Origin of the sequence: Falsiroseomonas oleicola (assembly GCF_019029495.1) — a bacterium.
Taxonomy (GTDB): Bacteria; Pseudomonadota; Alphaproteobacteria; order Acetobacterales; family Acetobacteraceae; genus Falsiroseomonas; species Falsiroseomonas oleicola.
Genome location: NZ_JAERQM010000005.1, coordinates 372,736 through 391,990, shown reverse-complemented (window position 1 = coordinate 391,990; position 19,255 = coordinate 372,736). Strand labels below are relative to the sequence as shown.

The 19,255-nt window shown below is 70.2% G+C and carries 16 protein-coding genes; 7 read left to right on the top strand and 9 right to left on the bottom strand.

The window, feature by feature from the left end; all coding sequences use genetic code 11:
* Window positions 1–21: 21 nt before the first annotated feature.
* The 6 genes from JJQ90_RS18505 to JJQ90_RS18480 are packed head-to-tail and all read right to left on the bottom strand — an operon-like array spanning window position 22 to window position 5,791.
* Window positions 22–1,077 carry an ABC transporter ATP-binding protein gene (locus tag JJQ90_RS18505; protein WP_216877719.1) on the bottom strand — a complete coding sequence of 352 codons (1,056 nt, stop codon included), beginning with the start codon at window positions 1,075–1,077 and terminating at the stop codon, window positions 22–24.
* Window positions 1,074–1,874 carry an ABC transporter permease gene (locus tag JJQ90_RS18500; RefSeq protein WP_216877718.1) on the bottom strand — a complete coding sequence of 267 codons (801 nt, stop codon included), beginning with the start codon at window positions 1,872–1,874 and terminating at the stop codon, window positions 1,074–1,076. Before JJQ90_RS18500 ends, JJQ90_RS18505 begins: the two co-directional genes overlap by 4 nt.
* Window positions 1,874–3,049, bottom strand: coding sequence for an ABC transporter permease (locus JJQ90_RS18495; RefSeq protein ID WP_216877717.1), 1,176 nt, complete (start codon window positions 3,047–3,049; stop codon window positions 1,874–1,876). The genes JJQ90_RS18500 and JJQ90_RS18495 overlap by 1 nt, the downstream gene beginning before the upstream one ends.
* A complete protein-coding gene (locus JJQ90_RS18490) occupies window positions 3,046–4,065 on the bottom strand; it encodes an extracellular solute-binding protein (protein WP_216877716.1) in 1,020 nt (339 codons plus the stop codon). The genes JJQ90_RS18495 and JJQ90_RS18490 overlap by 4 nt, the downstream gene beginning before the upstream one ends.
* 17 nt (window positions 4,066–4,082) lie before the next feature.
* A complete protein-coding gene (locus JJQ90_RS18485) occupies window positions 4,083–5,033 on the bottom strand; it encodes an aminotransferase class IV (RefSeq protein ID WP_216877715.1) in 951 nt (316 codons plus the stop codon).
* A 47-nt stretch (window positions 5,034–5,080) separates the two neighbouring features.
* The gene (locus JJQ90_RS18480; protein WP_216877714.1) at window positions 5,081–5,791 is read right to left on the bottom strand and encodes a hypothetical protein; all 711 of its coding nucleotides are present in this window, start codon (window positions 5,789–5,791) and stop codon (window positions 5,081–5,083) included.
* Between the two features lie 110 nt (window positions 5,792–5,901).
* Here JJQ90_RS18480 and JJQ90_RS18475 point away from each other — a divergent pair, with 110 nt between their 5' ends.
* Complete coding sequence (locus JJQ90_RS18475) at window positions 5,902–6,879, top strand: Bug family tripartite tricarboxylate transporter substrate binding protein (protein WP_216877713.1); 978 nt, start codon at window positions 5,902–5,904, stop codon at window positions 6,877–6,879.
* Window positions 6,880–6,956: 77 nt separating this feature from the next.
* On the opposite strand, the gene JJQ90_RS18470 is transcribed toward JJQ90_RS18475, so the two are convergent.
* Both JJQ90_RS18470 and JJQ90_RS18465 read right to left on the bottom strand, forming a co-directional pair.
* Window positions 6,957–8,690: a DEAD/DEAH box helicase gene (locus JJQ90_RS18470; RefSeq protein WP_216877712.1), complete on the bottom strand. Its 1,734-nt coding sequence runs from the start codon at window positions 8,688–8,690 to the stop codon at window positions 6,957–6,959.
* Window positions 8,691–8,770: 80 nt separating this feature from the next.
* Window positions 8,771–10,009: a CaiB/BaiF CoA transferase family protein gene (locus tag JJQ90_RS18465; protein WP_329959474.1), complete on the bottom strand. Its 1,239-nt coding sequence runs from the start codon at window positions 10,007–10,009 to the stop codon at window positions 8,771–8,773.
* 133 nt (window positions 10,010–10,142) lie between these two features.
* On the opposite strand from JJQ90_RS18465, the gene JJQ90_RS18460 reads away from it, so the two are divergent.
* The gene (locus JJQ90_RS18460; RefSeq protein WP_216877710.1) at window positions 10,143–11,081 is read left to right on the top strand and encodes a LysR substrate-binding domain-containing protein; all 939 of its coding nucleotides are present in this window, start codon (window positions 10,143–10,145) and stop codon (window positions 11,079–11,081) included.
* A gap of 249 nt (window positions 11,082–11,330) precedes the next feature.
* Here the strand turns inward: JJQ90_RS18460 and JJQ90_RS18455 are convergent, their stop codons facing one another.
* Window positions 11,331–12,317, bottom strand: a complete 987-nt coding sequence (locus JJQ90_RS18455) for a Bug family tripartite tricarboxylate transporter substrate binding protein (protein ID WP_216877709.1) — start codon at window positions 12,315–12,317, stop codon at window positions 11,331–11,333.
* Between the two features lie 290 nt (window positions 12,318–12,607).
* Between JJQ90_RS18455 and JJQ90_RS18450 the strand changes: the two genes are divergently transcribed.
* The 5 genes from JJQ90_RS18450 to JJQ90_RS18430 all read left to right on the top strand — a co-directional run bounded on the left by JJQ90_RS18450 (window position 12,608) and on the right by JJQ90_RS18430 (window position 19,255).
* Window positions 12,608–13,714 carry a Bug family tripartite tricarboxylate transporter substrate binding protein gene (locus tag JJQ90_RS18450; RefSeq protein ID WP_216877708.1) on the top strand — a complete coding sequence of 369 codons (1,107 nt, stop codon included), beginning with the start codon at window positions 12,608–12,610 and terminating at the stop codon, window positions 13,712–13,714.
* Between the two features lie 75 nt (window positions 13,715–13,789).
* Window positions 13,790–15,760: a tripartite tricarboxylate transporter permease gene (locus JJQ90_RS18445; RefSeq protein ID WP_216877707.1), complete on the top strand. Its 1,971-nt coding sequence runs from the start codon at window positions 13,790–13,792 to the stop codon at window positions 15,758–15,760.
* Between the two features lie 19 nt (window positions 15,761–15,779).
* Complete coding sequence (locus JJQ90_RS18440; protein ID WP_216877706.1) at window positions 15,780–16,880, top strand: 4-oxalomesaconate tautomerase; 1,101 nt, start codon at window positions 15,780–15,782, stop codon at window positions 16,878–16,880.
* On the top strand, window positions 16,877–17,899 hold the full coding sequence (locus JJQ90_RS18435) for an Ldh family oxidoreductase (RefSeq protein WP_216877705.1): 1,023 nt from the start codon (window positions 16,877–16,879) through the stop codon (window positions 17,897–17,899). The genes JJQ90_RS18440 and JJQ90_RS18435 overlap by 4 nt, the downstream gene beginning before the upstream one ends.
* 81 nt (window positions 17,900–17,980) lie before the next feature.
* Window positions 17,981–19,255, top strand: a complete 1,275-nt coding sequence (locus tag JJQ90_RS18430) for an MFS transporter (RefSeq protein WP_216877704.1) — start codon at window positions 17,981–17,983, stop codon at window positions 19,253–19,255.

The window sequence follows — 19,255 nt, the reverse complement described above, 5'->3', positions numbered from 1 at the left end:
TCCTGTCAAGCGCAAACATGGTCAGCCGGCGGGAAACACCGTGACGGCATCGGCGGGGATACCGATGGTGATCCGCGTGCCGGGCGTGGGCACCGCCATCGCATCCTGGCGGGGCAGTTTGGCGATGAAATCCGCACGACCTGCATGTGCGAGGCGCAGACGGCAATGGTCGCCGAGATAGACCACTTCCTCCACCACCGCATTGCCCGGACCCTGCGCGCCGATCACCACACGCTCCGGCCGAATCGAAACCAGTGCCGCGGTGCCGGGCGGCAGCGCATGCGGCAGGGTCGCCAGCAGCGAGCCATCCTCCAGCCGCAGCCGCGTTGTGTCCACGACCTGCACCGTCAGGCGATTGCTCTCCCCGATGAAGCCGGCGACGAAGGGATTGGCGGGACGCTCATACACCGCCTCCGGCGTGTCGATCTGCTGGATGCGGCCTTCGTGGAAAATGGCGATGCGGTCGGACAGCGTCAGCGCTTCCGCCTGGTCATGCGTGACATAGACCATGGTGACGCCGAGCCGCGCGTGGATGTGGCGGATTTCGGCCTGCAACTCCTCCCGCAACTGCTTGTCGAGCGCGCCCAGCGGTTCGTCCAGCAGCACCAGCTTCGGCTCGAAGATCAGCGCGCGGGCGAGTGCCACGCGCTGCTGCTGGCCGCCGGAAAGCTGCGACGGCTTGCGGTCGCCGAAAGCCGGCAGGCGCACCATCTCCAGCGCGCGGGCGATGCGGGCGGCGATCTCGGCCTTGGGCAGGCGACGGATCGACAGCGGGAAGGCGAGGTTCTGCGCGACCGTCATATGCGGAAACAGCGCGTAGTTCTGGAACACCACGCCGATGCCGCGCCGGTGCGGCGGCACCGTGTCGATGCGCGTGCCCTCCAGCGCGATGCTGCCGGAGGAGGGATCCTCGAAGCCGGCCAGCATCATCAGCGTGGTGGTCTTGCCGGAGCCGGAGGGGCCGAGCAGCGTCAGGAATTCGCCGCGATGCACATCGAGGTTCAGCGCGGCGACAACCGGCACGCGGCCGTCATAGCTCTTCGTCACATCGCGGAAGCTGACCAGAATCTCGCTCATGCACGCAGCTTCCGCGCGGCGCGCAGCCGCAAGACCTCGCTGGCCAGCAGGAACAGCAGGGAACACAGGAACAGCAGCGTGGCGGCGGCCAGGATGGTGGGCGTCAGCGATTCCCGCACGGAGGCATACATCTGGCGCGGCAGGGTGAACTGGCCGGGGCCAGCCATGAACAGGGTGATGACGAATTCATCCAGCGATGTCGCGAAGGCGAAGACCGCGCCGGCCGCGATGCCCGGCCAGATATTCGGCACCATCACCCGCAGCAAGGCCAGCATCGGCGGCGCACCCAGCGAGGCGGCGGCGCGCAGCAGATTGGCATCGAAGGTCTGCAGGGTGGCCAGCACCGCCACCACCACGAAGGGCACCGCCACCACCGTATGCGCCAGCACCAGCCCCAGCAGCGATCCCGTCAGCCCGATGATGGCATAGGCGAAGAACATGGCGGCGGCGGTGACGATATAGGGCGTGACCATCGGCAGCGTCAGCAGCGTCACCAGCACCGCCTTGCCGCGAAAACGCCCGAGCTGCAGCCCGATCGCCGCCATGGTGCCCAGCAATGTCGCCAGCAACGTGGTGGCGATGGCGACAACAAAACTGTTGCGTGTGGCCAGCACCCAGCGTCCTGCGGTCAGAAAATCCTCATACCAGCGCAGCGAGAATCCGCCCGGCGGCAGCACCATCAACTCGGTCGGGGAGAAGGACAGCACCACCACTGCCACCATCGGCGCCAGCAGGAACAGCAGCACCAGCGCCGTGGCGCCGCGCAGCAGGATGCGCGCGAGCGGGTGTTCGCGCATCAGCCCCGCGCCCCCACCATGCCGCCGGTCAGGATGCGCGCGAGCGCGACGATGGCGCCGGTCATCGCCAGCAGATAGGCGGAGAGTGCGGCCGCCATGCCCCAGTTCACGTCGCGATTGAGGAAGTTGGCGATGAACCAGGCCACCATCTGGTCCCGGTCCCCGCCCACCAACGCCGGCGCCGTATACATCCCGACCGCCAGCAGGAAGACCATGGCGCCGCCCGCCAGCACGCCGGGCAGGCTCAGCGGCAGCCAGACGCGCAGGAAGCGCTGCATGCCATTGGCACCCAGCGAGGCCGCGGCGCGCAGATAGGTGGCGTCCAGCCGCGTCATCACACTGTGCATCGGCAGGATGGCGAAGGGCAGCAGCACATGCACCAGCGCCAGCACCACGGCGATGCGCGTGCCGATGACCTGCGCCGGCGCCTCCAGCAACCCCATCCCCAGCAGCGCGCCATTCACCGGCCCCTCCCTTTGGAGCAGCACGAACCAGGCCGTGGTGCGCACCAGCACGGAGGACCAGAAGGGAATCAGCACCAGCGTCAGCGCGATGGAGGACCAGGGCGCGCGCAGCCGCGCGATCGTATAGGCCACCGGATAGGCCAGCAGCACGCAGATGGCGGTGACCAGCAGGCTGATGCCGAAGGTCCGCAGGAACAGCGTGCGGTACAGTCTTTCGTCCGTCGGCGCCTGCACCACGCCTCCATCCGGCGTCTGCGTAAAATCCATCGCCCGCAGCAGGTACAGCGAGGTCACCGGGCCGCCGGCACTCCGCAGCAGCAGCCAGGTCTCCGCCTGCCCCCAGCGCGCATCCAGCGCCACCAGCGAGGCCGCATAGGGCGCACGCAGCCGCTCCGCGGCGCGGGCCGTGCGCAGCAACGTGCTGCGCATACCGGTGCGAGCGAAATTCATGCGCTGCGCCACATCGCCGATGCGCCGCGCCTCCAGCGCCGCGCCCAGCTCGCGCGCCACGGCGGCGAAGGCGGCCTCCGGCGGCAGCCCCTGCCCATCCCATGCGGCGAGGATTGCGCTGGTCTCCGGCAGCGCCTGCGCCACCTCCCGGTCCTGCACCGCACGGAACAGCGTCAGGCCCACAGGCACGAGAAAGCTGCCGAGGATCAGCAGCAGCAGCGGCGCGATCAGCAGCGCCGCCAGCCAGTTGGTTCGCCTCAACGATTCAGCCAGGCGGCGAAGCGCTGTTCCAGGTCCGGCCCATGCTCCAGCCAGAACTCGGTGTCGATCTCCAGCCCGCCGGCCTGGTGGTTGGTCATCATCAGCGGATTGCGCGCACGCACATCCGGGTCATCCGCCACCGCCTGGTTCACCGGATTGATCGGCCAGAGCCGCGTCAGCGCCAGAAGCGGCGCGGGATTGGTGATGTGCTCGATCAATTGCATGCCGGCCGCCGCATTGGCCGAACCACGCACCACCGCCCAGCTGTCATAGGCGTAGAGCAGGGTCGGCCAGCGCAGGGCGTAGCGCTGCCCGGCGCGGATGCCATTGGCGACGCGGCCGACGAAGGCGACCGCATAGGCGACCTCCCCGCTGTTCACCAGCTCGATCGGCTGCTGGCCGCCGGTCCAGAAGGTCAGGTTGGGCCGCAGCCGGTCGAGCGCCGCGAAGGCGCGCTGCTGGCCGGCGGGGGTCGCCAGCACCTTGTAGACCTCGGCCGCCGGCACGCCATCGCCCATCAGCGCGATCTCCAGCGTCATCCGCGCGCCGCGCCGCAGGCTGCGGCGGCCGGGGAAGCGCTGGGTGTCCCAGAATTCCACGAAGTTGGCGGGGCCCGTCGGGTGCCGCGCCTCGTCGTAAAAGACGGAAACGCCCCAGCCGATGGCGCCCGCGCCGCAGGTGGTGGCGCCGCCCGGCATGAACTTGTCGCGGTTCACCACGGACCAGTCGATGCGCTCGAAGATTCCGTCCTCGCAGCCGCGCACCAGGTCCGGCGCTTCCACCATCACCACATCCCAGGTGACGTTGCGCGCCTGCACCATCGCCCGGATCGGGCCGACATTGTAGTCATAGGCCGTGTCCACCACCGGCCCGTTGGCGAAGGTGGAAAACAGCGTGGCGCGCATATGGTCCTGCAGCGCGCCGCCACCGGCGACAACCGTCAGGTCCCGCGCCAGCAGGGGCGTCGCGAACAGGCCCAGCATCATGGCCGCGAGGGGGGCAAGAAAGCGCCGCATCGGCAGTCTCCGGGGTGTCAGGGTGGCGGAATGGCATCCACCGGCGTTATGTGCCAGCCGGCATTCTTCCTGGCGTAATAGGTATTGAGCAAGCGCGTCGTGATGGGCCCCGGCACCCCGGCCCCGATCGGCGCGCCATCCAGCCGCGTCAGCGGGAACAAGCCGCAGGAGGTGGCGGTCAGGAAGGCTTCCTGGGCCGCCGCCAGATCCTCCGGCATCAGCCGGCCATAGCGGGCGGGAATGCCCAGATCGGCCGCGATCTCGAACATGCTGCGGCAGGAAATCCCCTCCAGCACCCCGGCCTCCGGCGCCACCAGCCCTCCATCGATCACGGCGACCACGTTGAAGCCCGGCGCTTCCGCCACGGCGCCGTCCGTGGCGCAGAGGATCGGCACGTCGCAGCCGGCATCCTTCGCCAGGAAGGCGGCGCGGATGAAGTCGCCCCAATGGGTGTTCTTCCACACGGGATTCACGGCGGAGGCCGGAATCCGCGCCACATCGCGCACCAGCATCGCATTCTGGCCACGCTCCATCTCCGCCGGCTGGCCGCGCAGGATCAGCGGGGTGACGGTGGCGAAGAAGCGGTTGGTCGCCTTGGTCGGGTCGCGCGTGCCGGGCACCGTCATGCCGCGGGTGCAGGCGAAATAGACCAGCGCGTCGGGCAACCCGCTCTGCCGCACCAGATCGGCCAGCACGCGCCGCATCGCATCGCGGTCCATGCCCGCATCCAGCCGCAGCCCGGCCAGGGAGGCGAAGAAGCGGTCGAGGTGATCCTCCAGCCGGAAGAATCCGCCCTGCCAGACATGCACCACGTCATAGGTCATGTCGGCATACATCAGGCCGAGGTCGCGGACGGGAATGCGGGCCTCCGCCAGCGGCACCACCGCGCCGTCGATGAAGCCCAGCGCGCGGCTGAAATCCGCATTCGCCACGGTCAGATGCGTGGGGACCTGCAACGCCTCGACCATCGGGGACTCCTCAACCGCCGCAGGATAGGAACGCGGCGCGGCGCGCGTCAAACCTGGGGCGGCGGCACGAAGGCACCCTGCCCCGCCACCTCCGCCCAGGCGCGAAAGGCCGGAGAGGGCGTGACGCGGCCGGATTGCAGCAGGTCGAGCCACACCGCCGTCGCCTTGACGAAGCGGTTCACGCCGCGCGGCCAGATAGCCAGGCTCATCGCCTCCGCCATGCGCGCTTCATCGACGCCGAGCGCATAGGCTGATTCCAGCGCAACGCGCAGACCCCATAATTCCTCCTCCGCCGTATGCACGCCGATCAGCGCAAGCCGCGCCAAGGCGGGCGAGAGCGGCGTGCCGGCGATCAGCGCATCGATGCCTTGCTGATATTCGACCGCTGCCGGCAGCGCCACGAATTGAGCCTGCCAATGCGCAGCGAAACAGGCGTAGCGCCGCGCGCCCGCCGCGAAACCCGCCAGCCGGAACACCGCGGCGGCCAGCGCATCACCGCCGCCGGCCTGCTTGAATTTGTGCACGTGATGCGTGCCCACCGGCTCCTCGCAGGCGGCGAGGATCGCCAGCCACACCACCTCCTTCTCCAGCGGCGCCAAGTGGCGCTGTTCCAGCGTCAGCGCGCGATACATCGCCTCATAGCTCGTGTGCAGTTCCGGCAGGGCGGCAGCCATGGCGCCGTGATGCGGCAGCACGAAGCCGCGCGCGGCGCGGATGGCTTCGAGGGCAGCGCGGATGTCGTCGGGATCGCGTGTCATGCGGCGATCCTCCGCACGCCTTGCCCGACGGGTCAACGGGCGGGGGTGGCGCAATCGGCGCGGTTCGGGCCAGTATTGTCCTGTCAAACAGGAAGAACAGGATCCTCCCCATGCTCCCTCGCCGCCATGCGCTGTCGCTGCTCGCCGCGCCCTTCCTGCTGCCGCGGATGGCGGGCGCCCAGGCGCCCTGGGCGCCGACACGTCCCATCAGCCTGGTGGTGCCCTTCCCGCCCGGCGGGCCGACCGACCTCGCCGCACGCGTCATCCAGCAGGGCATGTCCAGCGCGCTCGGCCAGCCCGTGGTGGTGGAAAACCGCCCGGGTGCGACCGGCGCCATCGGCTCGCGCCACGTCGCGCAGCAGCCTGCGGATGGCCACACGCTGCTGGTCGCGGCCAGCGGCACGCTGACCATCAACCCGGTGGTGATGCGCAATCCGGGCTATGACGTGGAGAAGGACTTCGCGCCGGTGACGCTGGTGATGACGGCGCCCAACATGGTGGTGGTGAACCCCGCCATCCCCGCGACCAATGTGGCGGAGCTGGTGGCCTGGATGAAGACCGTCCCGGGCGGTCCGGCCTATGCCTCCTCCGGCGTCGGCTCCTCTGAACAGCTCGGCATGGAGTTGTTCAAGCTGCTGACCCAGACCGAGGCCCTGCCGGTGCCCTTCGCCGGCGGCCCTGCGGCGGCGACCTCCGTCATCCAGAACACCGTGCCCATGGCCGTGCTGAACGCGGCGACGGTGGGGGCGCATGTGCGGGAGGGCCGGCTGCGCGGCATCGCCATCTGCGGCCCGAACCGCTTCCCGATGCTGCCGGATGTGCGGACCATGGCGGAGCAGGGCCTGCCGGAGCATGTCTCCACCTCCTGGACCGGCATCGTCGCCCCGGCGGCGACGCCCGCCCCGGTGCTGGCGCGGCTGAACGAGGTGATCGTCGCCGCGCTGCGGACACCGGAGGTGACGGAGCGCCTGGCCCGCGTCGGCTTCGCCGTCGATGCCACGTCACGCGAGGCGCTGGGCAAGCTGATCAACGACGACCTGACGCGCTGGCGCCGGGTGGTGCGGGAGGCCCGGATCGAGACCAACTGAAAGCGGGCGCCGCCGCCTGCCAGCCGGAGGCGTTGCGGCAGTGCCGCAACCCCCCGCGAGCGGGGGAGGTTCTCGGGTCAGGGCTGCGTGCGGCGCTTCGGGCCGGCATAGGGCGCACGCGGCTTGTCGCCACGCGGCGCCCCGCGATATTCGCGCGGCGGGCCGGCGGGCCGGGGCGGCGCCGGGCGGTCGCGCTGCGGCTCCCGCGGCGGGGCGCGGCTCGGCGCCGGGGCATGGGCCATCGGCTCGATGCGGATGCGGTCGTCGTCATCGCCCGAGACGCGCTGGGCGGATGCGGCGAAGCGCGCGGCGGCCCAGGGGGCGATCTCCACCCGGGTCTCGCGGTCCATCACCTCGATCCGGCCCACTTCCTTCCGCGTCAGGTCGCCCTTGCGGCAGATGAAGGGCAGGATCCAGCGCGGATCGGCCTGGTCGTGCCGGCCGATGGACAGGCGGAACCACACACCCTCCCCGCCCTGTTCGCGCGGCGCGCGGGGCGGCGGCGGCGGCAGGGCCGAGAGTTCTTCCGGCGCCGGCAGCGACGATCGCAGCGCCTGGAACAGCGCGGCGGCCACCTGTTCCGGCGTCTTGTCCGTCAGCAGGGCGCGGGCGAGCTCCATGTCGTCCTCATCCGCCACCGCATCCACGGCGACGCGCGCCTGGGCGGCCAGGCGCTCGCGGTCCTTGGCGCGGACATCCTCGGCGCTCGGCGGGCCGGACCATTCGGCCTGGATGCGGGCGTTGGACAGCAGACGCTCCGCCAGCCGCCGGCGGGTGTGGGACACCATCAGCACGGCGACGCCCTTGCGCCCGGCCCGGCCGGTGCGGCCGGAACGGTGCTGAAGCGTCTCCTTGTCGCGCGGCAGTTCGGCATGGATCACCAGGCCGAGATCCGGCAGGTCGATGCCCCGCGCGGCCACATCGGTCGCCACGCAGACCCGGGCGCGACGGTCGCGCAGGGCCTGGAGCGCGCGGTTGCGCTCCGCCTGGGTCAGCTCGCCGGACAGGGCCACGGCGGAAAAGCCACGCTCGGACAGCGTGCCATGCAGCCGGTTCACCTGTTCCCGCGTGTTGCAGAAGACCAGCGCGGCGCCGGCCTCATACCAGCGCAGCGCATTGACCACGGCGGCCTCGACCTCCCTCGGTCCGACCAGCATGGCGCGGTAGGCGATGTCGCCATGCCGCTCGCCCTCCACCGTCGCCGCGATGCGCAGCGCGCCGCGCTGATAGGTGGCGGCCAGCGCCACGATCTCCCGCGGCACCGTCGCCGAGAACAGCAGCGTGCGGCGGGTCTCGGGCGCGCCTTCCAGGATGGCTTCCAGGTCGTCCCGGAACCCCATGTCCAGCATCTCATCCGCCTCGTCGAGCACGGCGGCGCGGAGCTGGGACAGGTCCATGTTGTTGCGGTCGAGATGGTCCCGCAGACGCCCCGGCGTGCCGACGACGATCTCGGCGCCCATGCCGAGCGCCCGGCGATCGGCCCGCACATCGGTGCCGCCGACGCAGGCGATCACCCGCACCGACGTGCCGGAATAGAGCCAGGCCAACTCGTCCCGCACCTGCATCGCCAGCTCGCGGGTCGGCGCGATGACGAGCGCCAGCGGCACCTGGCTGCGCCCGCCGGACAGCACCTGCTCGGCGATGGCGAGCCCGAAGGCGACCGTCTTGCCGGAGCCGGTCTGGGCGGAGACCAGCAGGTCGCGCCCCGCGGTTGCGGGGTCCAGCACGGCGGCCTGGACGGGGGTGGGTTCGGCATAGCCGCGCTCGGCCAGGGCCTGGGCGAGACGTTCGGGGAGATCGGGAAAGGGCATTGTGCGGGGTGTCTAGCGCAGACCGCGCGGTTGCGCACGAATTCCCTCGCCGCGGCGCAGCATGGCAGCCCCGCGCGCGCCTATTCCCCGCGCACCACCCCTGCCTGGCGCAGCCGTGCCAATTCTTCCGCCCCCAGCAGCGGGCCGAGCAGCGCCTCATTGTCCACGCCCAGCCTGGGCGCCGGATTGCGCAAAATGCCGGGCGTCACCGACAGGCGCGGCACCTCCCCATGCATGGGCAGCCAGCCGCCCGGCATCTCCGCATCCGGCACCTCGATCAGCGCCTCCCGCGCCGCGATGTAGTCGTCGCCATCGAGTTCCGACACATCCATGATCGGGCCGATGGTCACGCCATCCCGGTCGAACTGCGCCAGCGCCTCGGCCCGGTCCATGCCGGCAATGGCGTCGCGGATCACGCCGTCGATGACCTCGATATTGGCCAGCCGGTCCGGGTTGGTCCGGAATCGCGGGTCATCCACAAGCTCCGGCCGGCCAATGCTGTGCATCAGCCGCACGAAGACCGCCTGGGTGCTGGTGGACAGGCTCAGCCAGCCGCCATCCCGGGTGCGATAGGCATTGCGCGGCGCGGTATTGGTGCTGCGGCTGCCGGTGCGGGGCTTCACCTTGCCGCTGACCCGCCAATTCGCCATCTGCGGCTCCAGCACCGCGAAGATCGGCTCGAACAGCGACAGGTCCACCACCTGGCCCTGGCCGGTGGCCTTCGCATGCCACAGCGCGATCATCGCGGCGGAAGCGCCATACAGCCCGGCATAGGCATCCGCCATGAACATCGGCGGCAGCACCGGCTCCCGATCCGCGAATCCGTTGAGCGCGGCGAAACCGGCATAGCCCTCGACGAGTGTGCCAAAACCCGGCTTGTGGCGGAACGGCCCGGTCTGGCCCCAGCCGGACACCCGCACGATCACCAAAGCCGGGTTGATCGCCAGCAGCACCTCCGGCCCCAGCCCCATCTCCTCCAGCACTCCCGGCCGGAAGCTTTCCACGAAGATCGCGGCATCCGCGACCAGGCGCTTGACCACGTCCACCGCCTCCGCCCGGCGCAGATCCAGGCAGACGCTGCGCTTGTTGCGGCACCAGGTCTTCCAGGCGGTCTCGATGCCGCCGACCTTCCAGGCACGCAGGCTGTCGCCCGCCGGCGGCTCCACCTTCACCACCTCCGCCCCATGATCCGCCAGCACCTTGGTGAGCATATTGCCGGCAACCAGCCGCGACAGGTCCACCACCCGGACCCCCTCCAGCGCACCCCTGGCCGCCGGGTCGAATTGCCGCTGCCGTTTCGGCACCCTCGCTGACGTCACCTGCCGCCTCCCTTGCCCCGCGGGAAGGGGTAGGCGCCACCCCGGCCGGCGGTCAATCCGCCCTGGACCGCCCGCCCCACAAGCGCCTATCCCATCGCGGCGCCCAGCGCCCGCCGAATCGGGAACCCCGTTCATGACCCTCGCCGGCCTGTCCCTGCGCGACCTGGAATACCTGCTCGCCGTCGCGGAACATCTCAGCTTCGGCCGCGCCGCCCAGGCCTGCGCCGTCAGCCAGCCCACCCTCTCCGCCCAGATCCGCAAGATCGAGGAGTTGCTGCAGGTGGAGTGCTTCGAGCGCGCCCCCCGCGGCGTGCTCATCACCCCCCGCGGCGCCGAACTCGTGGCGCAAGCCCGCCTCGTCGTCGCCGAGGCCCGCCGCATGTTCGAGATCGCCGCCGCCGGCGCCGCACCGCTGGAAGGCACCTTCCGCCTCGGCGTCATCTCCACCCTCGGCCCCTACCTCGTCCCCTTCCTGCTCAAACCCCTCCGCGCCCGCTTCCCCCAGCTTCGCCTGCTCCTCTCCGAAGGCCTCACCCGCCACCTGGCCCGCCAGGTCGAGGACGGCGAGTTGGACGCGATCCTCGCCGCCTCCCCCCTGCCCGGCCCCGACCTGACCGAGCTGAAGCTCTTCCGCGAGGAATTCGTCCTGGTCGTGCCGCGCGACCACCCCCTCGCCCGCGTCGACCAGGTCAGCCGCGAGGACATCCCCGTCCCCGAACTGATCCTGCTGAGCGAGGGCCACTGCCTGCGCGACCACGCTTTGGCCTACTGCCCCACCCGCCTGCAGATCGACCGCCCCGAACTCCAGGCCGCAAGCCTGGAAACCCTGCGCCAGATGGTCGCCGCCGGCGTCGGCTGCTCCTTCATGCCGCAACTCGCCGTGCAGGTCGGCGCCCTGCTGGACGACATGGTCGCCTACCGCCGCATCGGCGACGGCACCATGGCCCGCGACGTCGCCCTGTTCCACCGCCCCGGCTTCAGCCGCATCCGCGACGTCCGCCTGCTGCGCCAAGCCATCCGCGAAATCCTCGCCGAACACAGCGCCGTCAAAGTCGCGGCAACGCTGGCATAGGCGGAGGGCGGCACTGGTTGTTCGCAGGGAGGACGCTGTCCTCCCCGCACCCCACCTGCCAAGGGGCAGTGGCCCCTTGGAACCCTTTGATTCATGAAGGGAAATGGAGAGGGGCCAGCGGTACCGCATGTTCGACGGTCCCTCTGGCCCCTCTCCATTTCCCTTCAAGGTCCTGAGGTCCAGGAGGCCACTGCCTCCTGGCAGGGGGTGCAGGGGGACAGCGTCCCCCTGCAATCACCAGCGCTGCCCTCAGCTATCCCCACCGATGCCCGCCTTGCGGATCACGTCGCGCCAGCGGGGGATTTCGGCGGTGAGTTGGGCGGTCAGGGCGGCGGGGCCGTCCATGCGGATGATGGCGGCGGCTGGGCTGAGGCGGGCGTTGAGGACTTCGTCGTCGCGCATGGCGGTCAGTTCGGCGACCAGGCGGTCCATCATCGGTTGTGGCATGCCTTTGGGGGCGAACATGGCGAACCAGTTGGGGGCGGAGTAGCCGGGGACGAGTTCGGCGATGGCGGGGATATCCGGCACAGCGGGCACGCGCTGGGGCATGGTCATGCCGAGCAGGCGGGCGCGGCCCTGGCGGTGGTGGGCGAGGACTTCGACGCTGCTGCCGAAGACGAAGTCGATTTCGCCGGTGTAGATCGCGTTCACCGCCTGGCTGACGCCGCGATAGGGCACGTGGACGGTCTCGAGGCCAGCCAGGGCCGCGAATTGCGCGCCGGCGAGGTGGTTGGCGGAGCCGACGCCGCCGGAGCCGTAGGTGAGCTTGCCGGGGTTGGCCTTGGCTTCCGCGATCAGGCTGGCGAGGTCCGTGAAGCGGCTGTCGGCGCGCACCATCATGCCGGCGGGCACGTCGCAGACGACGGTCAGCGGCGCCAGGTCGCGCAGCGGGTCGAAGTTCAACTGGCGTTGCAGCGTCGGCAGGATGGAGATGGAGGAGGAGATGAACAGCAGCGTCGCCCCGTCTGGCGGCGAATTGGCGACCATCTGCGCGCCGAGGCCGCCGCCGACGCCGGGGCGGTTCTCGATGATGAAGGTGGCGCCCATGGTGCGGCTGAGGCGTTCGGCGATGATGCGGGCGGGGATGTCCTGCGGGCCGCCTGCGGCGAAGGGGATCACGATGCGGACCTGGCGGATGGGCCAGGCTTCCTGCGCGCGGGCCAGGAAGGGTGTGGAAAGCAGGGGGGCGGTCAGCAGGGCGCCACCGGCCAGGCGCAGGGCGTTGCGTCGGTTCATCAGGTCGTTCCTCCGGTTCCGGCATTTCGAGCATGCCGTTGTCTCACCATGCTAGAATCACTTTGATCCCACGTCACCAGCAAGCGCCACCGGCAGCCCCGTCCGGGTGATTCCTGTGCCGCATCCTCCGAGTTGGTGATGGACGGTCGGCTTTATTTGCGACAAAGACGGTAACCATCCGGCGGCCTGCTCGCCGGCTTCGCGGGGCGTGGCCGGCTTCTTCGGCCCCGCCCCTGGATTCGTTTATGATCTGGCGCGGGAGACAACCCGCGCGATTTTGGGAGACCGACATGACTTCAGCCAGCACCCCCCTCCTCACGAGCCGCCGGACCCTGCTGCGCGCGGGCGCCGGCCTTGGTGCCGCCGCGGCGCTGCCGGGCCTGGCGCAGGCGCAGGATTTCGCCGGCCGCACCATCGAATTCGTCATTCCCTTCGCGGAAGCCGGCGGCAGCGATGTCTGGGCCCGCTTCATGGCGCCCTTCCTGGGCAAGCACCTGCCGGGCCAGCCCAATGTCATCGTCCGCAACGTGCCAGGCGGCGGTTCCATCACCGGCACCAACACCTTCTACCAGCGCGCGCGGCCGGACGGGCTGAGCTTCATCGGCACCTCGGGGTCCACCCAGTTTCCCTTCCTGCTGGGCGATCCGCGGGTGCGCTACGACTACACCAGGATGATTCCCACCTACGTCTCGCCCACCGGCGGCGTCGTCTACCTGCCGAAGAGCCTGGGCATCGAGAATGCGTCCCAGCTCGGCCGTCTGCGCGACCGCGAGCTGGTCTATGGCAGCCAGGGTGCGACCTCGCTCGACCTGGTGCCGATGCTGGCCTTCCGGCTGCTGGGGCTGAATGTGCGCTTCGTCTTCGGCATGCGCGGGCGCGGCGAGGCGCGGCTTGGCCTGATGCGCGGCGAGATCACCATCGACTACCAGACCTCCTCTGCCTTCATCACGCAGGTGATGCCGATGGTGGAGGCGGGCACGGCGGTGCCGATGTTCTCCTACGGCGTGCTGGACGGCCAGGGCAATGTGCAGCGCGATCCGTCCTTCCCGGACCTGCCGCACTTCGTCGAAGTGTATGAGATGCTGAACGGCCGCAAGCCGTCCGGCGTGGAGTACGACGCCTACCTCGCCTTCTTCGCCTCCGGCTTCGCCGGGCAGAAGCCGGCGCTGCTGCCGCCCAATACGCCGGCCAACATCGTCGCGACCTACAGGAAGGCCTTCGCCGATGCGGTGGCGGATCCGGAGCTGCAGGCGCGCAAGGGCGATGTGCTCGGCGAGTACACGCAGGCGGTGGGCGATGATGTGAATGCGGTGTACCGCCTCGCCACCACCATCAAGCCCGAGGCCCGCGAATGGGTGCGGAACTTCCTGACCACCAACCACAACGTCCGCTTCTGATCGGGCCGGCGGGCGCGACGCCCGGGTGATCCCGGCGTCCGCCCGCCATCCCGCGCCGCGAAGGCTGCCCATCCGATGATCGAACTGTTCTTCGCGACGCTCGGCAACCTGCTGACGTTGCAGCATATGGGCTACATGCTCGCCGGGGTCAGCCTCGGCCTGGTGATCGGCGTGCTGCCAGGTGTGGGCGGCATCGCCGGCCTGTCGCTGCTGCTGCCCTTCCTCTACGGCATGGATTCGACCTCGGCGCTCGCCATGCTGATCGGCCTGCTGGCCATCATCCCGACCGCCGATACCTTCACCTCCATCCTGATGGGCATCCCCGGCTCCTCCGCCTCCCAGGCCACGGTGCTGGATGGGTTTCCGCTGGCGAAGCAGGGCCAGGCGGCACGCGCGCTGTCGGCGGCCTTCGCGGCCTCGATGATCGGCGGGCTGTTCGGGGCGCTGCTGCTGACCTTCGCGGTGCTGATCGCCGCCCCGATCATCCTGGCCTTCGGTACCGCCGAGCTGTTCATGCTGACGCTGTTCGGCCTATCGATGGTGGGCGTGCTGTCCGGCGCCAACATGGTGAAGGGCATCGCTTCCGCCTGCCTCGGCCTCGGCTTCGGCCTGGTCGGCGCGGCGCCCGCGACCAGCGAGTACCGCATGGATTTCGGCATGCTGTACCTGATCGACGGCATCCCGCTGGTCACCGTCGCGCTCGGCATCTTCGCACTGCCAGAGATCCTGGACCTGCTGCGTGGCGGCGGTTCCATCGCGCAGGGCGCGCAGCTCGGCCGCGGCTGGTTCCGCGGCGTGCGGGACACGCTGGCGAATATCTGGCTGACGCTGCGCTGTTCCGGCATCGGCGCGCTGATCGGCGCGATCCCCGGCATCGGCGGCAGTGTCGTCGACTGGATCGCCTATGGCCATGTGGTTCAGACCAGCAAGGACAAGTCGCAATTCGGCAAGGGCGACATCCGGGGCGTGATCGCGCCGGAATCGGCGAACAACGCCACGGCCGCCGGCGCGCTGCTGCCGACGCTGCTGTTCGGCATCCCGGGTTCCGGGTCGATGGCGATCTTCCTGGCCGCCATGATCCTGCTGGGAATCCAGCCCGGCCCGGGCATGGCCAGCAACGACCTCGGCATCACCTACACCATCATCTGGTCGCTCGCGATCGCCAATGTCATCGGCACCGCGATGTGCATCCTGCTGGCGCCGGGCATCGCGAAGCTGACGGCGGTGCGCTACGCGCTGATCGCGCCCTTCATGATCATGGTGATCTGCTTCGCCGCCTTCCAGGCGACGCGCAGCTTCGAAGACCTGATGGCGCTGCTGGTCATGGGCATCCTCGGCATCTTCCTGCGCCGCTTCGGCTGGTCCCGCCCCGCCTTCCTGATCGGCTTCGTGCTGGCGCTGGGCGGCGAGCGTTACCTGTACCAGGCGGTGCAGTTCTATGGCTGGGGCTTCGTGACGCGGCCGCTGGTGCTGGTAATCGCGGCCATCACCATCATCTCCATCTGGGCCGGGCTGCGCGGCGCCAAGGGCGGCAGCAGCATCCACACCGAGGGCTCGGCGGAATATTCGGTGGCGCGCAACATGACGCCGCAGATCATCTTCTCCTGCGTCGCGCTGGCAGGCTTCGGCTTCGCCATCCAGCAGGGGCTGGGCGTGTCCTTCCTGGCGCAGATCTTCCCGATCGCGGTCGGCATCGTTGGCGGCATCGCCACCCTGCTTCTGCTGGTGCAGCAGGTGCGTGGCCCGGTTGCCGCCGGCTCCGCCAATTTCGACAGCGAGGCTCAGGCCCGCGATGGCGGCCCCTGGCGCTTCCTGCTGTGGTTCCTGGGCTTCATGGGCGCCATCGGGCTGGTGGGCTTCTTCGCCTCGTTGATCGGCTTCTTCATGGTCTTCCTGCGGGTGGTCGCACGCTCCTCCTGGGTCCAGGCGGTGGCGCTGACGGCGGGCGCGGCTGGGCTGATGCTGGTGCTGGCCAATGCGCTGAACCTGGTCTTCCCCGGCGGCCTGCTGCAGGAGTATCTCGACCTGCCCTGGCCGTTCCGCTGAAGCCCGCAAGGACCACCCGATGACCCTCCAGACCGCGATTCGCTGCACCTTCATGCGGGGCGGCACCAGCCGCGGCCCCTATTTCCACCGCGGCGACCTGCCGGAGAGCCGGGAGGATGCGGGCCGCGTGCTGCTGGCGGTGATGGGCTCGCCCGATGCGCGGCAGATCAACGGCCTCGGCGGCGCCACCACGCTGACCAGCAAGACGGTGATGGTCAGCAAGGCCGCGCCGGGGGAGGCGCAGCAGGTCGACTACCTGTTCGCCCAGGTCTCGGTGGACAAGGACTTCGTCGACTGGGGTCCGACCTGCGGCAATATGCTGGCGGGAATCGGACCCTTCGCCATCGAGGAAGGCCTCGTCCCGGCCGAGGACGGGGAGACCAAGGTGCTGATCCGCGCCGTCAATACCGGCGCGCTGATCGAGGCGGTGGTGCAGACCCCGGGCGGCCGCGTGACCTATGACGGCGATGCCGCCATCGCCGGCGTGCCCGGCACCGCCGCTCCCATCGTGCTGAACTTCGCGGATGCCGTGGGTGGCGCGACCGGCAAGCTGATGCCGACCGGCCATGCGCTTGACCATATCGAGGGTGTGGACGTCACCTGCCTCGACGTTGCCATGCCGGTGGTGATCGCCCGCGCCAGGGACCTGGGCAAGACGGCACGCGAATCGGCGAAGGAGCTCGACGCGGACAAGGATTTCATGGCGCGGATCGAGCGCATCCGCCGCGCCGCGGGCCTTGCCATGGGCATGGGCGACGTGGCCGGCAAGGTGATGCCGAAATTCGCCATGGTCGGTGAGCCCGCCGGCGGCCAGGGCGTCGCCGCGCGCTACTTCACGCCGCTCGCGACGCATGAGGCCATGGCGGTGACGGGCGGCATCTGCATCGCCAGCGCCTGCAAGCTGCCCGGCACCGTCGCCGCCGGCATCGCCGTGGTGAATGCCGAGGCGCGGGAGATGGTGACGCTGGAACATCCGACCGGCGTGATGGAAGCGGTCATCACCACCGGCACGGCGGAAGATGGCAGCGCCACCATCCTCGGCGGCGGCACGCTGCGCACGGCACGGCGCATCATGAAGGGCGAGGTCTATGTACCGTCCAAGGCCTGGGCCGGGGTGTGACGGAACGCGTCACCGAGACTGAACTTCTGGCCCTGGCCACCGCCGCGCTGACCCGCGGCGGCATGGCGCAGGCCGATTCGCGCCAGGCGGCGCGCATCCTGGTGATGGCGGAACTCGCCGGGCTGACCACCCATGGCATCAGCCGCGTCGGCCAATATCTCGACCGGGTGAAGGTCGGCGGCATCGACGCGGCGGCGCAGCCGCAGGTGATGCGGGTGATGCCGGCGCTCGCCATGGTCGATGGCCAAAACGGCATCGGCCCGCTGGTCGGCATGACGGCGCTGGAAGCGGCGATGGCGGGCGCGCGGGATTGCGGAATCGGTGCCGCCTTCGCCCGCGGCAGCAATCATTTCGGGCCGATCCTGCCCTATGCGCTGATCGCGGCGGAGCAGGGATTCGCCACCCTCATCGCCTCCAACGCCACCACCACCATCGCCCCCTGGGGCGGCCGGGATACGCGGCTGGGCAACAACCCCATCGGCATCGGCGTGCCCAATCCGGGCGGTGACCCCGTGGTGCTGGACATGGCGCTGTCCGTCGCCGCGCGGGCCAAGATCCGCGACCTGGCGGCCAGCGGCGACCCGCTGCCGGAAGGCTGGGCAACGGATGCCGAAGGCCGGCCGACCACGGATGCCAGGGCGGCGCTGGCCGGCTTCCTGCTGCCGGTGGGCGGCCACAAGGGCTATGGGCTGGCGGTGATGGTGGACCTGCTGGCCGGGTTGCTCTCCGGCGCCGCCTATCTCACCAGGGTCAAGGCCTGGGACAAGACGCCGGAGGTGGCGCAGGATCTCGGCCATGTCTTCATCGCCATCGACGCGACGAAGCTGGCGGATACCGCGACGCTCACCAGCCGGATGGCGGACTTCATCGGCATCCTGCACGCGACGCCGGCCGCCGATCCGGCACGCCCGGTGATGCTGCCCGGGGAGCGGGAGATCGCCACGCTGAAACGCCAGCGCCAGGACGGCGCGCTGGTGAAGGCCGCCGACCTGGCCAGGCTGCGCGCCCTGGCAGGCTGAATCGTGGAGGCCTGAGCCCCAGCCGGCTGTCCTGCCGGGAGAGGCTGGACGGCGCCCCGCGCCGCGTGTCCCCTGGCCGCCATGCAAGACGCCGCACCCGACGCCCCTTCCCTGCTGCGGCAACGCCCCTTCGCCCTGTTCCTCGGCTCCCGCATCCTGTCGGCCGCGGCCCTGCAGATCCAGGTGGTCGCCGTGGGCTGGCAGGTCTACGACCTGACGGACAGCGCGCTGGCGCTCGGCCTGGTCGGCCTGGCGCAGTTTCTGCCCATGCTGCTGCTGACCCTGCTGGTGGGCCAGGTGGCGGACCGGGTGGACCGCCGCCGTCTGGTCGGGCTGTGTCGGATGGTGACGGCGCTGGGCGGGGCCGGCCTTGCCTGGGGCAGCCTGGCCGGCTGGCTGGACCGCGACGCGATCTTCGCCTTCGTCGTGCTGTTCGGCACCGCCCGCGCCTTCGAGATGCCGGCGCAGCAGGCGCTGCTGGCTGGGGTGGTGGCGGCGCGGGACCTGCCGCGCGGCACTGCGATGGCGACTTCCGCCAACCAGGTCGCGACCATCTGCGGGCCGGCGCTGGGCGGCTTCCTTTATGCGCTGGGCGGGGCTGGTGCCGCCTACGGGCTCGCCGCCCTGGCCTTCCTGCTGGCTGGGCTGATGGTGCTGGCCATCCGCATCCCGGCGCGCACGCTGATGCGCGGCAAGGTCACGATGGAAAGCCTGTTTTCCGGCATCACCTTCATCTGGTCGCGCCCGGCGCTGCTCGGCGCCGTCTCGCTCGACATGATGGCGGTGCTGCTGGGCGGCGCGGTGGCGCTGTTTCCGATCTATGCGAAGGACATATTGGAGACCGGCCCCTGGGGCCTCGGCATGCTGCGCGCATCGCCCGCCATCGGCGCCCTGGCCATGTCGCTGCTGCTGGCCTGGCGGCCGATCGGGCATGGCGCGGGCCGGCGGATGTTCCTGGCGGTGATCCTGTTCGGGGTGGCGACGGTGGTCTTCGGCCTGTCACGCTCCCTGGTCCTGTCCAGCGCGGCGCTGATCCTGCTGGGGGCTGCGGATGTGGTCAGCGTGGTGGTGCGGCAGTCCCTCGTGCAGCTTTCGACGCCGGATGAAATGCGCGGCCGGGTGGCGGCGGTGAATGCGCTGTTCATCGGCACATCCAACCAGCTCGGCGAGTTCGAATCGGGCGTCGCCGCCGCGCTGCTGGGCCCGGTGCCGGCAGTGGTGCTGGGTGGCGTTGGCACCGTCGTGGTGGCATGTCTGTGGATGCGCTGGTTCCCCGCCTTGTTGGCGATCGACCGGCTGGAAGATGTGTCGCCGGATGCCGCGCGCCAAAATGCGCCATTCGTAGCGAAGCGTTGA

Coding starts and splice junctions, on each gene's coding strand:
- JJQ90_RS18485 (WP_216877715.1), bottom strand. CDS start 5,033: ATGGTCGAGGCGTTGCAGGTCCCCACGCATCTGACCGTGGCGAATGCG.
- JJQ90_RS18460 (WP_216877710.1), top strand. CDS start 10,143: ATGACCCTCGCCGGCCTGTCCCTGCGCGACCTGGAATACCTGCTCGCC.
- JJQ90_RS18475 (WP_216877713.1), top strand. CDS start 5,902: ATGCTCCCTCGCCGCCATGCGCTGTCGCTGCTCGCCGCGCCCTTCCTG.
- JJQ90_RS18490 (WP_216877716.1), bottom strand. CDS start 4,065: ATGCGGCGCTTTCTTGCCCCCCTCGCGGCCATGATGCTGGGCCTGTTC.
- JJQ90_RS18445 (WP_216877707.1), top strand. CDS start 13,790: ATGATCGAACTGTTCTTCGCGACGCTCGGCAACCTGCTGACGTTGCAG.
- JJQ90_RS18505 (WP_216877719.1), bottom strand. CDS start 1,077: ATGAGCGAGATTCTGGTCAGCTTCCGCGATGTGACGAAGAGCTATGAC.
- JJQ90_RS18500 (WP_216877718.1), bottom strand. CDS start 1,874: ATGCGCGAACACCCGCTCGCGCGCATCCTGCTGCGCGGCGCCACGGCG.
- JJQ90_RS18430 (WP_216877704.1), top strand. CDS start 17,981: ATGCAAGACGCCGCACCCGACGCCCCTTCCCTGCTGCGGCAACGCCCC.
- JJQ90_RS18455 (WP_216877709.1), bottom strand. CDS start 12,317: ATGAACCGACGCAACGCCCTGCGCCTGGCCGGTGGCGCCCTGCTGACC.
- JJQ90_RS18470 (WP_216877712.1), bottom strand. CDS start 8,690: ATGCCCTTTCCCGATCTCCCCGAACGTCTCGCCCAGGCCCTGGCCGAG.
- JJQ90_RS18440 (WP_216877706.1), top strand. CDS start 15,780: ATGACCCTCCAGACCGCGATTCGCTGCACCTTCATGCGGGGCGGCACC.
- JJQ90_RS18450 (WP_216877708.1), top strand. CDS start 12,608: ATGACTTCAGCCAGCACCCCCCTCCTCACGAGCCGCCGGACCCTGCTG.
- JJQ90_RS18480 (WP_216877714.1), bottom strand. CDS start 5,791: ATGACACGCGATCCCGACGACATCCGCGCTGCCCTCGAAGCCATCCGC.